Annotated in this window: 16 protein-coding genes; 9 read left to right on the top strand and 7 right to left on the bottom strand. The window is 71.4% G+C overall.

Going from position 1 to position 16153, the window contains the following annotated elements:
- Positions 1–13 precede the first annotated feature (13 nt).
- Together BEK98_RS19990 and BEK98_RS19995 are read right to left on the bottom strand one after the other, a co-directional pair.
- Complete coding sequence (locus BEK98_RS19990; RefSeq protein ID WP_094217951.1) at positions 14–619, bottom strand: O-methyltransferase; 606 nt, start codon at positions 617–619, stop codon at positions 14–16.
- A gap of 10 nt (positions 620–629) precedes the next feature.
- A complete protein-coding gene (locus BEK98_RS19995; protein WP_094217952.1) occupies positions 630–1703 on the bottom strand; it encodes a MerR family transcriptional regulator in 1074 nt (357 codons plus the stop codon).
- Positions 1704–1841: 138 nt separating this feature from the next.
- Here BEK98_RS19995 and BEK98_RS20000 point away from each other — a divergent pair, with 138 nt between their 5' ends.
- The gene (locus BEK98_RS20000) at positions 1842–2717 is read left to right on the top strand and encodes an ATP-grasp domain-containing protein (RefSeq protein WP_094217953.1); all 876 of its coding nucleotides are present in this window, start codon (positions 1842–1844) and stop codon (positions 2715–2717) included.
- Here the strand turns inward: BEK98_RS20000 and BEK98_RS20005 are convergent.
- Positions 2708–3613 carry a LysR family transcriptional regulator gene (locus BEK98_RS20005; RefSeq protein WP_094217954.1) on the bottom strand — a complete coding sequence of 302 codons (906 nt, stop codon included), beginning with the start codon at positions 3611–3613 and terminating at the stop codon, positions 2708–2710. The genes BEK98_RS20000 and BEK98_RS20005 overlap by 10 nt on opposite strands.
- Positions 3614–3711: 98 nt before the next feature.
- Here BEK98_RS20005 and BEK98_RS20010 point away from each other — a divergent pair, with 98 nt between their 5' ends.
- On the top strand, positions 3712–4542 hold the full coding sequence (locus BEK98_RS20010) for an oxidoreductase (RefSeq protein ID WP_094217955.1): 831 nt from the start codon (positions 3712–3714) through the stop codon (positions 4540–4542).
- A 6-nt stretch (positions 4543–4548) separates the two neighbouring features.
- Here the strand turns inward: BEK98_RS20010 and BEK98_RS20015 are convergent, their stop codons facing one another.
- Positions 4549–5136, bottom strand: coding sequence for a hypothetical protein (locus tag BEK98_RS20015; protein ID WP_425276614.1), 588 nt, complete (start codon positions 5134–5136; stop codon positions 4549–4551).
- A 131-nt stretch (positions 5137–5267) separates the two neighbouring features.
- Here BEK98_RS20015 and BEK98_RS20020 point away from each other — a divergent pair, with 131 nt between their 5' ends.
- Positions 5268–6041: an IclR family transcriptional regulator gene (locus tag BEK98_RS20020; protein ID WP_094217957.1), complete on the top strand. Its 774-nt coding sequence runs from the start codon at positions 5268–5270 to the stop codon at positions 6039–6041.
- Positions 6038–6883 carry an SMP-30/gluconolactonase/LRE family protein gene (locus BEK98_RS20025; protein ID WP_094217958.1) on the top strand — a complete coding sequence of 282 codons (846 nt, stop codon included), beginning with the start codon at positions 6038–6040 and terminating at the stop codon, positions 6881–6883. The genes BEK98_RS20020 and BEK98_RS20025 overlap by 4 nt, the downstream gene beginning before the upstream one ends.
- A 151-nt stretch (positions 6884–7034) precedes the next feature.
- On the opposite strand, the gene BEK98_RS20030 is transcribed toward BEK98_RS20025, so the two are convergent.
- The 3 genes from BEK98_RS20030 to BEK98_RS20040 are packed head-to-tail and all read right to left on the bottom strand — an operon-like array spanning position 7035 to position 10262.
- Complete coding sequence (locus BEK98_RS20030) at positions 7035–8438, bottom strand: NAD(P)/FAD-dependent oxidoreductase (RefSeq protein ID WP_208643163.1); 1404 nt, start codon at positions 8436–8438, stop codon at positions 7035–7037.
- Positions 8431–9660, bottom strand: coding sequence for an MAB_1171c family putative transporter (locus tag BEK98_RS20035; protein ID WP_094217960.1), 1230 nt, complete (start codon positions 9658–9660; stop codon positions 8431–8433). The genes BEK98_RS20030 and BEK98_RS20035 overlap by 8 nt, the downstream gene beginning before the upstream one ends.
- Positions 9657–10262, bottom strand: a complete 606-nt coding sequence (locus BEK98_RS20040; RefSeq protein ID WP_208643164.1) for a toxin-antitoxin system, toxin component family protein — start codon at positions 10260–10262, stop codon at positions 9657–9659. The genes BEK98_RS20035 and BEK98_RS20040 overlap by 4 nt, the downstream gene beginning before the upstream one ends.
- Positions 10263–10485: 223 nt before the next feature.
- Between BEK98_RS20040 and BEK98_RS20045 the strand changes: the two genes are divergently transcribed.
- From BEK98_RS20045 to arfA, 5 genes are read left to right on the top strand one after another with little or no spacing between them, the layout of a single operon-like run.
- Entirely contained in the window at positions 10486–11844 is a 1359-nt protein-coding gene (locus tag BEK98_RS20045; RefSeq protein ID WP_094217961.1) for an extracellular solute-binding protein, read from the top strand.
- Positions 11841–12788, top strand: coding sequence for a carbohydrate ABC transporter permease (locus tag BEK98_RS20050; RefSeq protein WP_094217962.1), 948 nt, complete (start codon positions 11841–11843; stop codon positions 12786–12788). Before BEK98_RS20045 ends, BEK98_RS20050 begins: the two co-directional genes overlap by 4 nt.
- Positions 12785–13636, top strand: coding sequence for a carbohydrate ABC transporter permease (locus tag BEK98_RS20055; protein ID WP_094217963.1), 852 nt, complete (start codon positions 12785–12787; stop codon positions 13634–13636). Before BEK98_RS20050 ends, BEK98_RS20055 begins: the two co-directional genes overlap by 4 nt.
- Positions 13637–13648: 12 nt before the next feature.
- The gene (locus tag BEK98_RS20060) at positions 13649–14614 is read left to right on the top strand and encodes an arabinan endo-1,5-alpha-L-arabinosidase (protein WP_094217964.1); all 966 of its coding nucleotides are present in this window, start codon (positions 13649–13651) and stop codon (positions 14612–14614) included.
- 14 nt (positions 14615–14628) lie between these two features.
- The gene (gene arfA / locus BEK98_RS20065) at positions 14629–16149 is read left to right on the top strand and encodes an arabinosylfuranosidase ArfA (RefSeq protein WP_094217965.1); all 1521 of its coding nucleotides are present in this window, start codon (positions 14629–14631) and stop codon (positions 16147–16149) included.
- Positions 16150–16153 lie beyond the last annotated feature (4 nt).

The following is a 16153-nucleotide window of genomic DNA, read 5'->3' on the forward strand; positions in this document are numbered from 1 at the left end:
CTCGGCACCCTTCCTACACCAGGAGCCTCGTTCCCACGACGGTGCTCAGATCGGGCGCGAGGCGCAATTCCGTCGCGCGGAGGGCGGGATGCTCCAACCAGTGCAGCCGGGCGAGGTCCGGGGTGCCCTCGTGCAGCGGCGGCCAGCCGGTCGCCGGGGTGAAGTCGTCGACGACGACCGTTCCGCCGGGTGCGAGCAGGCTCTCGACGCCGGCGGGCACGTCGCCGGGGACCTTGCCCTGCCCGCCGCCGTCGAGTACGAGCAGGTCGAAGGGGGCGTACTCCTCGATCCGCCGCCAGTCACCGGTGAGCACGGTGACTTCGGGACGGCCGGCGAAGACCTCGGCGGCGAGCCGGGCCCGCTCCGGGTCCCGCTCCACGCTGTACAGCCGCACGCCCGGCCCTGCCCCCGAGGCCAGCCAGGCCAGGCCTACGCCCAGCCCCGTCCCCGTCTCCCCGATCCGAGCCCGGGCGCCGCCCGCCAAGGCGTGCAGCAGGCGGCCCTGTTCGGGGCGGCAGGAGTAGGGGAAGCCGGAGGCGCGGGCAGCGGTGAGGGCCTGCCGCACGAGGGGCGGGAGGCCGTCCGTGCCGGTGTACGAGTCGGTACCGAGAGTCGCCATACAGCCACTTCTATCCGACGGACACGGGTGGATGGGTGGGCAGGACGACATCGGCGACGACACAGCTCACGTTGTCGGGTCCGCCCGCGGCATTGGCCTCGTCGATCAGCGCCCGACCCGGGTCCTCGCCGGCGAGCAGCTCCCTGATCCGCTCGTCCGGGACGACACCGGTCAAGCCGTCGGAGCACAGCAGGTACCGGTCGTCGGCCCGGGCCTCGTGCAGGCGCAGGTCGGGAGTCGGGGCCGCATCGCCGGTCAGGGCCTTGAGCAGCAGGGTCCGCTGCGGGTGGCTCTCGGCCTCCTCCGGCGTCAGGCGGCCCTCGTCGATCAGGGACTGGACGACGCTGTGGTCGTGGGTGATCCGGAACAGCTCGCCGTCCCGCAGCAGATACGCCCGTGAGTCCCCGATGTGGACGAGGGCCAGCTGCGATCCCGTCCACAGCAGTGCGGTGAGGGTGGTGCCGATGGCGGCGCTGCCCCCGGCGACGTCCTGGACCGCCTCGGTCGCCCCGCGCACGGCGTCCTCCAGCAGGTTCAGCACATTGCCGGCGGCGATCTCCTCTCCCTCTTCCAGGAACTTCAGCGCTTCCACGGCCGCGCTGCTCGCCGGCGCCCCCGCCGGACCGAAGCCGTCGGCCACGGCGAGCAGCCTACGGCCCGCGTACACCGTGTCCTGATTGGCCGGGCGGACGTGCCCACGGTCGGAGTGGGCGGAGTAACGGAGTTCCAGCATGGTGGTGTGGTCCCTTCTCGATTCGCCGGTCAGCTGGTCGACGAGGAACGCGGCGAGATCCCGCCGTACGGCCGTCTCCGCCTCGACCCGGGCCCAGTACGCCCGGATCTCCCGCGCGGCGTCCGCCGGGCTCAGGGCGCACACCGCGCGGATCTCGGCCAGCGGCATGCCCAGCCGTCGTAGCCAGGCCACGAGGCGGGCCTGCTGGAGCTGTGCCCTGGCGTAGTACCGGTAGCCGGTGTCCGGGTCGACCCGGGCGGGCCGCAGCAACTCCAGCTCGTCGTAGAGCCGCAGGGCCTTTGGGGACAGCCGGCTCGCCTTGGCGAAGGCTCCGATCGTCAGCAAGTCCATGAAGCTCCTCGCGCTCCTCGTCGTCTGCCACCGATGCTGGGGCTTCACCAAAGGTGAAGGTCAAATGCGTTGTCGTGGTTCCTGTCGCGCTTGTTAGCCTCACAGCCGATCGGACCGTCGTACGACAGGGAGCCCGCCGTGCCCCGTATCGCCCTCGCCACCTACGACCCCGGAGCCGAGCCGAGCAAGGACAGCGACCTGCCGGTGCTGGTGCGGGCCCTGCGGGAGGCGGGGGCCGAGGCCGAGAGCCGGGCCTGGGACGACCCGGACACGGACTGGGGCGGCTACGACCTCGTCGTCATCCGGTCGACCTGGGACTACAGCTGGCGCGCCGAGGAGTTCGAGGCGTGGGTGGAGCGGGTCGGCGCCGTGTCGCGCCTGGCCAATCCGCCCGCCGTGGTGCGCTGGAACTCCGACAAGCGGTATCTCGGGGAGCTGGCGGCGGCCGGTGTGCCCACCGTGCCCACGCGCTACATCGCTCCGGGCGAGCCCGCTGACCTGCCTCTCGATCACGAGTACGTGATCAAGCCGACCTCCGGTGCGGGCGCCCGGTTCGCCGCCCGCTATGCCCCCGGCGAGCGCGAGACGGCCGTACGGCAGCTGGCGCGGATGCACGCGGAGGGGTTCACGGCGATGGTGCAGCCGTATGTGCGGGGCATCGACGTCAGCGGGGAGCGGGCGCTGCAGTTCTTCGGCGGCGGCCTGCTGCACGCCAGCCGGAAGGGTGCCGTCCTCTCGCCCGGTACCCCTTACGACGCCGACAAGGTCGCCCACCCCGACCTGGAGCCCTGGCAGCCCACGGACGCCGAACTCGCGGTGGCGGAGAAGGCGTTGACCGTCGTGCCCGGTGGTGCCCCCGAGTTGCTGTACGCGCGCGTGGACCTTGTCGACGGGGAGGACGGGCAGCCGCGGGTGATGGAACTGGAGCTGGTGGAGCCGAACCTGTTCCTGTTCCTGCACCCGGGCTCGCTGCCGCGCGTCACCGAGGCGGTCCTGGCGGCGGCTCAGGACTGACCGACGGTGGCCCGGCAGGCCTCCGCGTACGCCCTGACCAGCGGGCGCCCCTCGTCCTCGCGGCGCCACGCCAGGGCGTAGCGGCTGGGGCCGATGCCCCGGACCGGGCGGGTGGTGACACCGCCCAGGGTGATCAGCGGGGCGTTGCCCTCGGCGAGCAGGCAGACGCCGAGGCCGGCGACCAGCGCCTCGTACGTCTCCTCCACCCCGGCGATCTCGGCGCCGATGCGCGGCGGGCGGCCCGCCCGGGCGTCCAGGGCGAGCCAGTAGTCGCGCAGCGGGCCCGCGGTCCTGGGGAGAGCGAGGAACGGCTCGTCCAGCAGGTCCGTGAAGTCGATCTCGGCGCGGGCGGCGAGGGGGTGTGTGTCGGGGAGGGCGACCAGGCGGGGTTCCTCGGCGAGGACGGTCCAGGCGTAGCGCTCCTCGTCGGGCAGCGGCAGCCACACGAAGGCGACGTCCGCGCTGCCGTCCGCGAGGCCCGCCGTCGGGTCCTCCCAGCTCACCTGGCGCAGCCGGGCGGTGGCCTCGGGGTGCGCGGCGGTGAAGCGGGAGCGGATGGCCGGGAGGAGCCCGCCCCGGCCGGGGCTGGTGCTCATGCCCACCGTGAGCGTGCTGCGCTGCGTCGCCTTGGCCGCCTCCACCGCGGCCGCGCCCTCCTCCCACGCGGCCAGCACCTGCCGGGCGTGCGGCAGCAGCGCCTCGCCCGCGGCCGTCAGCGCCACCCCGTGCCGGTCGCGGTGCAGCAGCTCGGCCCCCAACTGGCGCTCCAGCGCCCGGATCTGCTTGCTGAGCGCGGGCTGTGACACATACAGCCGCTCGGCGGCGCGCGTGAAGTGCAGCTCCTCGGCGACGGCGACGAAGTAGCGCAGGTCCCGGGCATGGACGTCCATGGTCATAACCGTTGGCTATCACCGTGAGTCTTGGACGGGCAACGGCATTAGGCACCAAGGTGGTTCGTGTCAGGACACACACGAGGTGGATACGGGGAGTTGCCGTGAACAAGGTATGGCTGGTTACCGGTGCGAGCAGCGGGTTCGGGCGGGCGATCACCGAGGTGGCGGTCGCCGCGGGTGATGTGGTGGTCGGCGCGGCCCGGCGTCCCGAGGCGCTGGACGACCTGGTGGCCGCGCACCCCGACCAGGTGGAGGCGCTGCGGCTGGACGTCACCGATCCGGCCGCGATCGAGGAGGCCGTACGGGACGTAGTGGCCCGGCACGGGCGGATCGACGTGCTGGTCAACAACGCGGGGCGTACGCATGTCGGTGCCGTCGAGGAGACCACCGACCAGGAGCTGCGGGAGCTGTTCGACCTCCACTTCTTCGGCCCGGCGGCCCTCGTGCGGGCGGTGCTGCCGCACCTGCGGGAGCGGCGCTCGGGCGCGATCGTGCAGATGAGCAGCATGGGCGGGCAGATGTCCTTCGCGGGCTTCGGGGCGTACAGCGGGACGAAGTTCGCGCTGGAGGGCATGTCCGAGGCGCTCGCGGACGAGGTGCGGGAGTTCGGCATCAAGGTGCTGATCGTGGAGCCGGGCGGCTTCCGGACCTCGCTGATGGACCCCGCCCGGGCCGGGGTCAGCGCGGACAGCGGGACGTACGCCAGGGTGAGCGAGACCCGCGGGCTCGTCGCGGGCGGCGACGGTACGCAGCCCGGTGACCCGGCCAAGGCGGCGGCCCTCATCCTGGCCGCGCTGGAGGCGGAGCGGACCCCGCTGCGGCTGCCGCTCGGCGACGACGGGGTGAGCGCCGTCCTGGGCCACCTCGACCAGGTCCGCGAGGACGTCACCGCGTGGGAGAAGCAGGCCAGGGCTACGGCCTTCGACGCCTGAGCCCGCTCAGGTGCGGATCGCCGTCCGCTGGAGCAGCCCCCAGGTGAACTCGGCGACGACCTCGTGTCGTACGCCGTCCCCGTCGGGGGCCGTGAAGGCCAGGCCTGGGGGTCCCCCCACGCCATTCGGGCAGTGGGGGAGGGTGGGGGCCGTGCCCTCCAGCGGGCGGGCCGGGGCGAAGGCGCGGGCGGCCTCGTCCACCGTGCAGGACCACGGGGTGAGGTCGTCCAGGGTGCGCAGGGCCGGGGCCGGGGCGCCCGGCGCGCGCACCAGCCACTCGTTCCAGACCGCACCGTCGGGGGAGACCAGCACCTCGAAGCGCAGGCCGGGCCAGAGGGGCAGCGCCCACTGCCGGGCCTCGCAGTCGACGTCACCGAGGCGGCGCGGGACGACGGCCTCGGGCGCGCCGAGGACCGACCGGTACCGGGCGGCGGCGGACCGCGACCTCGGCGACCGGACCATGGCCTGCCAGCGCTTGTTGGCCTCCCGCATGTCCGCGATCGACGCGCCCAGCGTGCGCCGGGCGTTCTCGACCAGGTCCGGGTTGTGGTCGGCCATGCGGCGCAGCAGCACCAGCTGGAAGTCGAGTTGCATGGCACCCATGGTGCCCGGCTCGCTCCAGGCCATTGCCCGCGCAACCCTGCATGACTAGCCTGTGTTCGTCATGCCGATCGTCTGTTGAAATCTCGAACACAGACGCTTAGACCCAAGGGAGGGGGCCGGACGTGGGACGCCTCGTGCCTGCCGTGACCCGGGCTCTGGACATTCTGGAGCTTTTCCTGGACGGGGACGGGACTCTCTCCGCCCCCGACATCGTGCGCAAGCTGCAGCTGCCGCGCACCACCGTGCACGAGCTGGTCACCACGCTCGCCGCACGCTCGTACATCGTGCAGGTGCCGGGACAGCCCGGACGGTACCGGCTCGGCGTACGCCCGTACCAGCTCGGCAGCCGCTACGCCGAGCAGCTCGACCTCGCGGCCGAGGGCCAGCAGGTGGCCCGCTCGGTCGCGGAGACCTGCGACGAGACGGTCCACGTGGCCATCCTCGAGGGCACCGACGTCATCTACATCGCCAAGGTCGACTCCACGCACGCCGTGCGCATGGTCTCGGCCGCGGGGCGCCGGCTGCCCGCCCACTGCACCTCCGTCGGCAAGATGCTGCTGGCCTCGCTGCCGGAGCAGGAGCTGGCGGCGCGGATCCCGGACGATGCCGAGCTGACCGCGATGACGCCCAACAGCATCACCGATCCCGGCGCGCTGCGCGAGGCCCTGGCGGAGATCCGGCAGCGGGGCATCGCGGTGGAGAGCCGCGAGTCCAACCCGGACGTGTCGTGCGTGGCGGCCCCGGTGCGCGACCGCGCAGGTCACGTGGTCGCGGCACTCTCCATCTCGGTCCCCATGATCCGCTGGAGCGACGAGCGGCGGGACGAGCTGGAGCAGCTGGTCGCCAAGGGCGCGGCGGAGCTGTCGGAGCGGCTCGGCCACCGGAGCGTGGCATGACGGCGTACGAGGTCGCCGTGCCCGCGGAGGCGACGCTCGGCGAGGGCCCCACCTGGGACTCGGCGACCGGCCGCCTCATCTGGCTCGACATACTGGGCATGCGCGTCCACACGTACGACCCCTCCTCCGGCCGCCGGACGAGCCGTACGACGGAGCAGCACGTGGGCGCCGCGAAGCCCCGCGCGGGGGGCGGCCTGGTGCTGAACCTGCGCGACGGCGTCGGCCTGCTGGACCCCGACGACACCTTCCGCTGGCTGCACCACGAGCCGGTGCCCGGCCGCCGCGCCAACGACGCGGCCGTGGCTCCCGACGGGGCCCTCTGGGCGGGCACGATGCGGTACGACGAGGCGGCGGGCGGTGGCACGCTGACCCGCCTGACCGGGGACGGGGACGTTCGTGTCGCCCTCCCCGACGTCACCGTCAGCAACGGCACCGGCTGGAGCCCCGACGGTCGCCTCCTGTACTACGCCGACACCCCGACCCGGCGCGTGGACGTCTTCGACTACGACGACGAGGGCATCCGCAACCGCCGCACGCTGACGGAGATCGAGGAGGGGGCCGGCTTTCCCGACGGGCTGACGGTCGATGCGGAGGGATGTGTGTGGGTGGCGCTGTGGGACGGGGGAGCGGTGCGCCGCTATACCCCGTCCGGTGACCTGGACCGCGTGATCACGTTGCCGACCCCGCGTACGACTGCCTGCGCCTTCGGTGGCCCCGACCTGACCGACCTCTACATCACGACGGCTCGCATCGGGCTGTCGGCGCCCCATCCGATGTCGGGCTCGCTGCTGGTGGTACCCGGGGCGGGGAAGGGGTTGCCCCAACCGGCATTCGCCGGCTGACCGGAACCGGGGCATGCCGCCCCAGCGGCACGACTGCCCGCAGTTACGGACGGTGCTATTGCGGCCGACGGGGCTGCAACTCCCCAGGGGCGCGGGGAACTGCGCGACCAGCCCCCACCGGCCCGCACCCGGCAACGGACCGTAGCCCCGCCTAAAAGACCCCCGCAGCCTTCCGTTCCTCCACAGTGAGCGGCGGAGCCGTGAGCGGCGGCTTCAGTGGCCCCACCGCGGCAGCGACAAGCACGCTCGGTGCCAGCAACGCCTCCGCCCCCCGCTGCAGCGCCGTCACGTCCGTCATCCGGCGGGCCACACGGCCGTTGCCCGTCGCGGTGTACAGGAGGCGGCCGACGTAGGCGGACAGGAGACGGTCCCGCAGGGTAGGGCCCGTCTCCGTCGCGCCGGGATAGAAGACGTCCGCCCCGATCGCCAGGTCCCACGCCGCCCGCACCGTCCGCCCCACCGCCTTCTGGATGTGACGGGACAGGCCCGGGGTGCTGCCGAGGGGACCCTGGCGGCGGATCACATCCCGCAACGCCAGCGCGGATTGAGCCGACACCGCCATTCCGTGGCCGTACACCGGGTTCAGCGCACACACCGCATCCCCGAGCACCACGAAGTTCTCCGGCCACACCGGCATCCGCTCGAAGAAGTAGCGGCGGTTCGCGGTGGTCCGGGTGGTCGTCACCTCGGTCAGCGGCTCCGCGTTCGCCAGCAGCTCGCCGATGAGCGGATGGCGCAGCTCCTTGAGGGCGTACCGGTCGAAGTGGTCGGGGTCCTTGGGGATGTCGTCGCCTCGGCCGCCGAAGAGCGTGACGATCCACCGGCCGTCCTCGACCGGCATCAGCACGCCCCCACGCCCGGTCCCCGCACCCCGGGGATCGGGCTCGATGTTGACGATCGGGAAGCCGTCCCGTGCCGCCTGCTCCGGCGCCCGGAACAACCGGCTGGCGTACACCAGCCCCGAGTCGACCTCCCGCCGCTCCGGCCCGGGCAGCCCCAGCTCGGTCAGCCAGTGGGAGGCCCGGGAACCGCGGCCGGTGGCGTCGACGACCAGGTCGGCCGACAGGGTGCGCTCGGCGGCGTCGTGGGCCCGGATCCGTACCCCGGTCACGCCCGTGTCCGTGCCCGTGAGGGCGACCGCCTCGGCCCGCTCCACCAACTCGATGTCCCCGTGGGCCAGGGCGAGTTGCCGTACCACCCAGTCCAGCAGATCCCGGCTGGCCGGCAGCATGAACGCCGACTCGGACCACCGCCGGTACCAGCCGTGCGGCGACAGGGCCACCATGTCCGTGGTCATCGGCACCCGGCTCACCCCGGCCGCCCGCAGCCGCCCGATCGCCCCGGGCAGCAGCTGCTCCAGTGCCCGCGCCCCGCCCGACCACAGCTGGTGCACATGCCGGGCCTGCGGCAGCCCCTTGCGCGGCTCGGGCCCCGCGGGCAGCGCGTCCCGCTCGACCACGGTCACCCGGGCGCCGGTCGAGGCCAGGGCGCGGGCCGCGAGCAGGCCGGCGAGGGAGCCGCCGAGCACGACGGCGGCGGGCTTGCGTTCACTCATGTACGGCAACGCTCTCTGCTGGGACGGCCGCACGCGCGCGGACCGTCTCGATGTCGTCGGGACGGCGCAGGGCCCGGGAGACGGCCCCGATCTCCTGGAGCAGGTTGGTGGTGTCGGGCCCGGCGGCCGACTCCGGCGGCTCGGGGTCGCGGGCCTTCGCCTCGATCGCGTCGAGGATGCTGACCGCGGCCGCCAGGGCCCGGGCCTGCTCCGGCGGATGCCCGAGGGCGAGCGCGGCGTCGTACGACCGCCTGCCCAGGCCGGTGTCGATGTGCCGGGCCAGTGGCAGCAGCACGTCCCGGATGAACGTCTCGCGCCGGGTCAGCCGCAGCTCGGGCGTGGCCCGCAGCACGAACGGCACGCCCTCCCCGCTCACGGACCGCATCAGCTGGTACAGGGGCCGCAGTTCGCGGTGGGCGAGCCGGACCCGCCAGCGGTCGTGCAGGTACTGGCCGGCGTGCGGCAGGATGAAGCCGACGGCGATCAGGATGGCGGACAGGGCGGCGACCGGCGGGGCGAGGTTGGTGCTCAGCCAGTCCAGGTCCTGCCCGCACCAGCGCGCGGCGACGGCGATCAGCTTGGTCGCGTCGAAGATCAGGTTCAGCACATAGCCGGCGCCCAGCAGCTTCAGCCCCCAGCGCAGCCAGGCGTCCAGGCCCTCGGCGCGCACCCAGTTCCAGATCAGCCTGGAGGTGATCAGGCAGGCCACGGCGTGCGCGACGAGGTAGAGCAGGATCTCCTCGCGCATGAACGGGGTGGTGGCGTAGTACGTGTCCAGGTCCCGCAGCCGCTCCTCGGGCGCGTCGGCGAGCAGGAACAGCACCCACAGCGCGACGACCACCCCGGAGTAGACCGAGATCACCCAGCGCATCGCACGCCGGGTGGCTGCCGAGCGGTCGGACAGGCCGTTGCGCCAGGTGATGATCAGCAGCAGGCAGGACCCGCAGAACGCGGTGATCAGCGAATAGCACCAGGGCGCCGAGATGTTGGGGACACCGGTGAGCCGGTTGACGGCGGCGATCGTGGACGGGGTGCAGAAGACGAACACCCCGCAGGCGAGCAGCAGCAGTCCGCCGACCGCGCGCAGCAGCGGGTCCCGCCACAGCCGGATGATGGAGGGCAGCTTGATCACCAGGGCGGCGGTGAGCACCGCGGTGGGGATCCAGAAGGAGATGTAGAACTCGCTGAGGAAGTCCGAGGGGTCCAGCGCCAGCAGGGTCACCGCGCGGCTCCTCCTCGTCCGCGGTAGCCGAGGGAGCGCTGGACCGGGTCGAGGGGCGTGCCGGGGCCGGGACCGGTGAGGTAGGGCCGGAACAGGGTGGCCAGGCGGTGGCCGAAGTCGTCGGCCTCGGCCTCGTCGACCTCGCGGGAGCCGTTGCGGGCGGCCACCGTCAGGGCCATGTCCCGCCAGCGGGGCTCACCCGCGAGCGCGCGGGCCGCCGCGGCCCCGGCCAGGTGGTGGTGCCGGTGCCCGGCGTGCAGATGCCACAACTCATGGCCGAGGATGACGAGTTGCTGCACGGCTTCGGCCCGCTCCTCCACGATGACCAGGTCGAAGTCCTGGAACTCCACCCACAGGCCGGTGACCTCGATCTCGTCCGGGAAGCGCTCGAAGCGCAGCTCCACCGGCCGCCCGGCCCGCCGTGCGGTCATCTCCTCGCACAGCGCCCGGCACAACTGCCCTACGTCGTCCGGTGGTTGCGGTCGCGCGCGAACGGCGGCGGCGAGGTCGGCGGCCAGGGCGCGCATCGCCGGGCCCGGGCGGGCGCCGTACAGCCACGCGGCCAGCCGTGCCGCCCGCTGCCGCGCACCCGCGATGGTCATCGCTCCCCCTTCTCACCGCCGGTGTGCGGTTCGTCCGAGCGTACGCGCCTGGATGTGTTCGCGTCAGGTGATCCGACGGCCGTTGTTCAACGAGGAACGACCGCTTCCGCTCCCGGGGCCCGGCGAAAGTCTGCGTCCAACCCATTGACGCGCAAGCGCTTCGATTCTACGGTCCGTTCGAAGTTACGAGCGTTATTCGATATACCGAACGGTGGGGCAAGGTATGGGACAACCTGGCCTGAATCGCAGGCAACTTCTAGGGGCGGCAGGCGGATTGGCGGTAGCCGCGAGCTTCGGCTTCGCGGCCCTGGGCAGCGGAGCCGACGCGCTCGCCTCCAGTGCCCGTACGCGGGTGCGCTACTGGAACCTCTTCAGCGGCGGCGACGGCGGCAACATGGTCGCGATGGTGGACGCCTTCCACAAGGCCAACCCGGACGTCGCGGTCAAGGCCTCCACCCTGACGTGGGGCGGCCCCTACTACACCAAGCTCGCCATGGCCGCCGCCGGCAACCGCGCCCCGGACCTCGCGGTCATGCACCAGGGCCGTGTCCCCGGCTTCGCGCCGGGCCGCCTCCTGGACCCCTGGGACATGGACCTCCTCACCAAGTACGGCGTCAGGGAAGCCGACTTCAACCCCGTGCTGTGGAAGCGCGGCATCGTCGACGGCAAGCTCTACGCCCTGCCCCTCGACATCCACGTCCAGCTGAACTTCTACCGCAAGGACGTCTGCGAGAAGGCGGGCCTGCTCGACGCCGACGGCCGGCTGCCGGCCGCGACCTCCCCCGACGACTGGTTCGAGATCCTCAAGGCGGCCAAGGGACAGCTCAAGAAGGGCCAGCAGACCCTCGGCCTGCACGCCAACGACCAGAACTTCTCCTGGTGGTTCTTCGTCGCCTTCTACCAGCAGCTCGGCGGCACCTACTTCAACGACGACCAGACCCAGGTCACCTTCGACACCGACAAGGCCACCCAGGTCCTGGAGTTCCTCCGAAAGAACGTCACCGAGGGCTATGTCACCGTCGGCGCGGCGGACGGCGAGGCCTTCATCGCCGGGTCGCCGTTCACCTGGGAGGGCAACTGGTCGGTGCCCTACTTCAACGGGGAGAAGATCGCGTACGGCGCCCAGCCGCTGCCCCCGGTCTTCGGCACCCCGGCCACCCACGCCGAGTCGCACTCGTTCGTCCTGCCCCACCAGGCCGATCGCGGCGGCGCCGCCAACGAGGGCGCGCACATGCTGGCCGCCTACATGGTCAAGCACGCCACCGCCTGGGCGGGCGGCGGTCACGTCCCCGCCTACCTGCCCACCTTCAAGGACCCGGCCTACCTCAAGCTGACCCCGCAGAACGAGTACTCCAGGCCCGCCATGGAACACCCGGCCACCGAACCCCACATCTGGTTCGCCGGCTCCACCGGCGTCCTCGCCCAGCGCATCGGCCCGGTCGTCGCCGCCTCCAACGTCGGCTCCGCCAAACCGGACGCCGCCGCCCGCCGCATGAAGTCCGAACTGCGGAAACTGCTTGCCGCCAAGAACCCGATGGACGGCCGGACCGCCGCCCAGGAGCTGAAGGGAGCGGGCGCATGAGCAGCACCACCGTCGTGGGCGCCAAAGCGGTGCGCCCTCGTACCGCGACCGCCACCGACTCCGCCCGGCTGCGCTGGGGCCGCCGCCTCCAGCACGGTGGCTGGTTCGTCGCCCCGTTCTTCGTCCTGTACGGGCTGTTCGTGATCGTGCCCGTCGTCCGCGGTCTCTACCTCAGCTTCACCGACGCCAACATCTCCGGCGACCACACCAGCTTCATCGGCCTCTCCAACTACCGTGAGGCCCTCAAGGACCCCCTGGTGTGGGACTCGCTGTGGCACAGCGTCCAGTTCACCCTCGAAGTCGTGCCGTGCATCGTCGTCGTGGCGCTGCTGATGGCACTGATCGCCCACCACACCGTGCACTTCAAGTGGCTGTGGCGGCTGTGCTTCTTCGCCCCTTTCCTCCTCCCGTCGGCCGTCGTCGGCAACCTGTGGTGGTGGCTGTTCCAGCCCACCAACGGCATGGTCAACCACGTCCTCGGCCTGGACACGCCCTGGCTGACCCAGAAGTCGACGGCGATGCTCGCGGTCGTGATCGCGACCCTGTGGTGGACGGTCGGCTTCAGCTTCCTCCTCTACCTGGCGGCCCTGCAGAACATCCCGCAACACCTCTACGAGGCCGCCGAACTGGACGGAGCCAACGCCTTCCAGCGCATGCTGCACATCACCGTGCCGAACCTGCGCAACATCACCGGACTCGTCTTCGCCCTCCAGATCCTGGCCTCGCTCCAGGTCTTCGACCAGGCCGTGGTCATGTACCAGTTCGGCCCCGGCCCGGAGGAATCGACCCGCACCTTCGTCCAGTACACCCTCGAACAGGGCTTCACCAGCTACCGCGTGGGCTACGCCTCCGCGATCTCCTTCATCCTCTTCCTCATCATCGCCGTCGTCGCACTCGGCCGGATGTGGCTGCTGCGCAACCGCGAGGAGGGCGCTGCCCGATGACCACTCCCGTCCTGCGCAAGCCCCGCAGCACCTGGACCCCGGGCCAGATCGCCCTCACGATCGTGGCCGCGGCCCTGTCCCTGATCTGGGTGGCGCCCCTCGCCTGGGCCCTGTCCACCTCGCTGAAGACCCCGACCGAGTCCGTCACCTCGCCGCACTGGATCCCGGACCACTTCACCCTGGACTCCTGGGACAAGGTCTTCGAGGCGGGCAACATCCCCAACTGGTTCGTCAACTCGGTCGTGGTGTCCGTCTGCGTCACCGTGATCGTGCTGCTCGTCGCCTCCCTCGCCGGATACGGCTTCGCCCGCACCGAGTTCCGCGGCAAGTCGGCCCTGCTGGCCCTGACGATGGCCGGCCTGATGTTCTCCCCGGCGATCCTCGGCGTCCCGCTGTTCACCACCGTGCAGTCGCTGGGGATGGTCGACACCTACTGGGGCATGATCCTCCCCCAGTGCGCCCCGGCCGCCATGGTCTACATCCTCTACAAGTTCTTCCAGTCGCTGCCGAAGGAGCTGGAGGAGGCCGCGTTCATCGACGGCGCCGGCCGCTGGCGGATCTTCTTCACGATCGTCCTCCCGCTCTCCAAGCCGTCCCTCTCGGCGGTCGGCATCTTCACCTTCATCGCCTCGTGGAACAACTTCATCTGGCCGTACATGGTGACCAACAACCCCGACCTGATGACCATGCCCAACGGCATCGCCACCGTGCAGAACGCCTTCGGCATCGTCTGGCCCCAGCTCATGGCCGGCGGCCTCATCGCGGGCCTGCCGCTGATCATCGTCTTCGTCTTCTTCCAGAGCCAGATCGTGCGGGGCGTGGCCCACACGGGCCTGGCCGGCCAGTAAGGAGAGAGTGAGTTGAAGCGCCTCAGACTCGCCGCACTGTTCGCCGCGGCCGCCCTCGCCCTGCTCCCCACCACGGCGTCCGCGGACGTCACCTACCCGGACCCGATCCCCCTCGCCGGCCAGCAGATCATCCACGACCCCACCGTCCACCAGCTGAGGAACGGCCAGTACGTCGCCTACTCCACCGGCGGCATCATCGGCGCCCGCCTCTCCACCGACCTCCACCACTGGGACGACGCGGGCAACGCCTTCGCCACGCCGCCGAGCTGGTGGTACGACTACAACTCCACCGCCGACCCCTGGGCCCCGGACCTCAGCTACCGCGACGGCCGCTACTGGCTCTACTACGCGGTCTCCTCCTGGGGCACCAACCACTCCGCGATCGGCGTGGCCACCTCACCCACCGGCCTCCCCGGCACCTGGACCGACCACGGCAAGGCCTTCAGCTCCGAGAAGACGGACACCTGGAACGCCATCGACCCGGCCCTGATCCACGCCGACGGCAAGCTGTGGATGGCGTTCGGCTCGTACTGGACCGGCATCCGCATGGTCGAACTGGACCGCAGAACCGGCAAGGCCCTCCCGGACGCCCCGGTCCACCACCTGGCGACCCGCCCCGACGCCCCCTACGCCGTGGAGGGCGCCTCGATCCTCCACCACGGCGCCTACTACTACCTCTTCGCGTCCTACGACGCCTGCTGCGCGGGCGTGAACTCGACGTACAAGATCAGGGTGGGCCGCTCGACGTCGGTGACCGGGCCGTACGTGGACAGCACGGGCAAGCCGATGCTGGAGGGAGGCGGCGACCTGTTCCTCGCCTCGCACGGCCGCTACATCGGCCCCGGCGGCGAGTCCACGTTCCGCACCCACGGCAAGACCTGGCTGGCGTACCACTACTACGACGCGAACGACAACGGCACCCCGAAGCTGGGGCTGAACGAGCTCGGTTGGCGTGCAGGCTGGCCTGTTTTCAAGTGACACGAAAGGGACCCATGAGCAAGAGCACCGCCCGCTTCACCCTCGACCCAGCCTTCACCATCGGCGAGGTAAACCCCCGCCTCTTCGGTTCCTTCGTGGAACACCTCGGCCGTTGTGTCTACACGGGCATCTATGAGCCGGACCATGCGACGGCAGACGAGGCGGGACTCCGTACCGACGTCCTCGACCTCGTCCGTGAACTGGGCGTCACCACCATCCGCTACCCGGGCGGCAACTTTGTCTCGGGCTACAAGTGGGAGGACTCCGTCGGCCCGGTGGAGGAGCGCCCCCGCCGCCTCGACCTTGCCTGGCACTCCACCGAGACCAACCGGTTCGGTCTCTCCGAGTACATCGCCTTCCTGAAGAAGATCGGCCCCCAGGCCGAACCCATGATGGCCGTCAACCTCGGCACAAGGGGGGTAGCAGAGGCGCTGGAACTCCAGGAGTACGCCAACCACCCCTCAGGCACGGCCCTCTCCGACCTCCGGGCGGCCCACGGCGACAAGGAACCCTTCGGCATCAAGCTCTGGTGCCTCGGCAACGAGATGGACGGTCCCTGGCAGACCGGGCACAAGACGGCCGAGGAGTACGGCCGTATCGCCGCCGAGACGGCCCGGGCCATGCGCCAGATCGACCCCTCCGTGGAACTGGTGGCGTGCGGCTCCTCCAGCCAGTCCATGCCCACCTTCGCCGCATGGGAGGCGACGGTCCTCCAGGAGGCGTACGAGCTGGTCGACCACATCTCCCTGCACGCCTACTACGAGCCGATCGACGGCGACCTGGACTCCTTCCTGGCCTCCGCCGTCGACATGGAGTCCTTCATCGAGAACGTGGTGGCCACGGCCGACCACGTGGGCGCCCGCCTCAAGTCCAAGAAGAAGATCAACCTCTCCTTCGACGAGTGGAACGTCTGGTACCTCTCCCGCTGGGAGGAGTACGCCAAGACCATCGACAAGACCGGCTGGCCCGAGGCCCCGCGCCTGCTGGAGGACAACTACAGCGTCACCGACGCGGTCGTCTTCGGCTCCCTGCTCATCGCCCTGCTCCGGCACGCCGACCGCGTCACCGTCGCCTGCCTCGCCCAGCTGGTCAACGTGATCGCCCCGATCATGACCGAGCCGGGCGGCCCGGCCTGGCGGCAGACGACGTTCTTCCCGTTCGCGCAGGCCTCCCGCCACGGCCGCGGCGAGGTCCTCGACGTGCGCGTGGACTCACCGACGTACGAGACGAGGAAGTACGGCGAGACGGACCTGCTGCACGCCACCGCCGTCCGCGCGGAGGACGGCACGGTCACCGTCTTCGCCGTCAACCGCAGCCGTACCGAGCCGCTGCCGCTCGAAGTCGCCCTGAACGGCCTCGACCTGACGTCCGTCACCGAGCACAGCGCGCTCGCGGACGCCGATCCCGACGCCCGCAACACCCTGGACGACCCCGAGCGGGTCACCCCGCACCCGGTCGAGGGCACCGCCCTGCGGGACGGCACCCTCACCGCCGTACTGGAGCCCCTGTCCTGGAACGTGATCAGGCTCGCCTGAGCGG

Source organism: Streptomyces diastatochromogenes (assembly GCF_002242805.1).
GTDB classification, from domain to species: Bacteria; Actinomycetota; Actinomycetes; order Streptomycetales; family Streptomycetaceae; genus Streptomyces; species Streptomyces diastatochromogenes.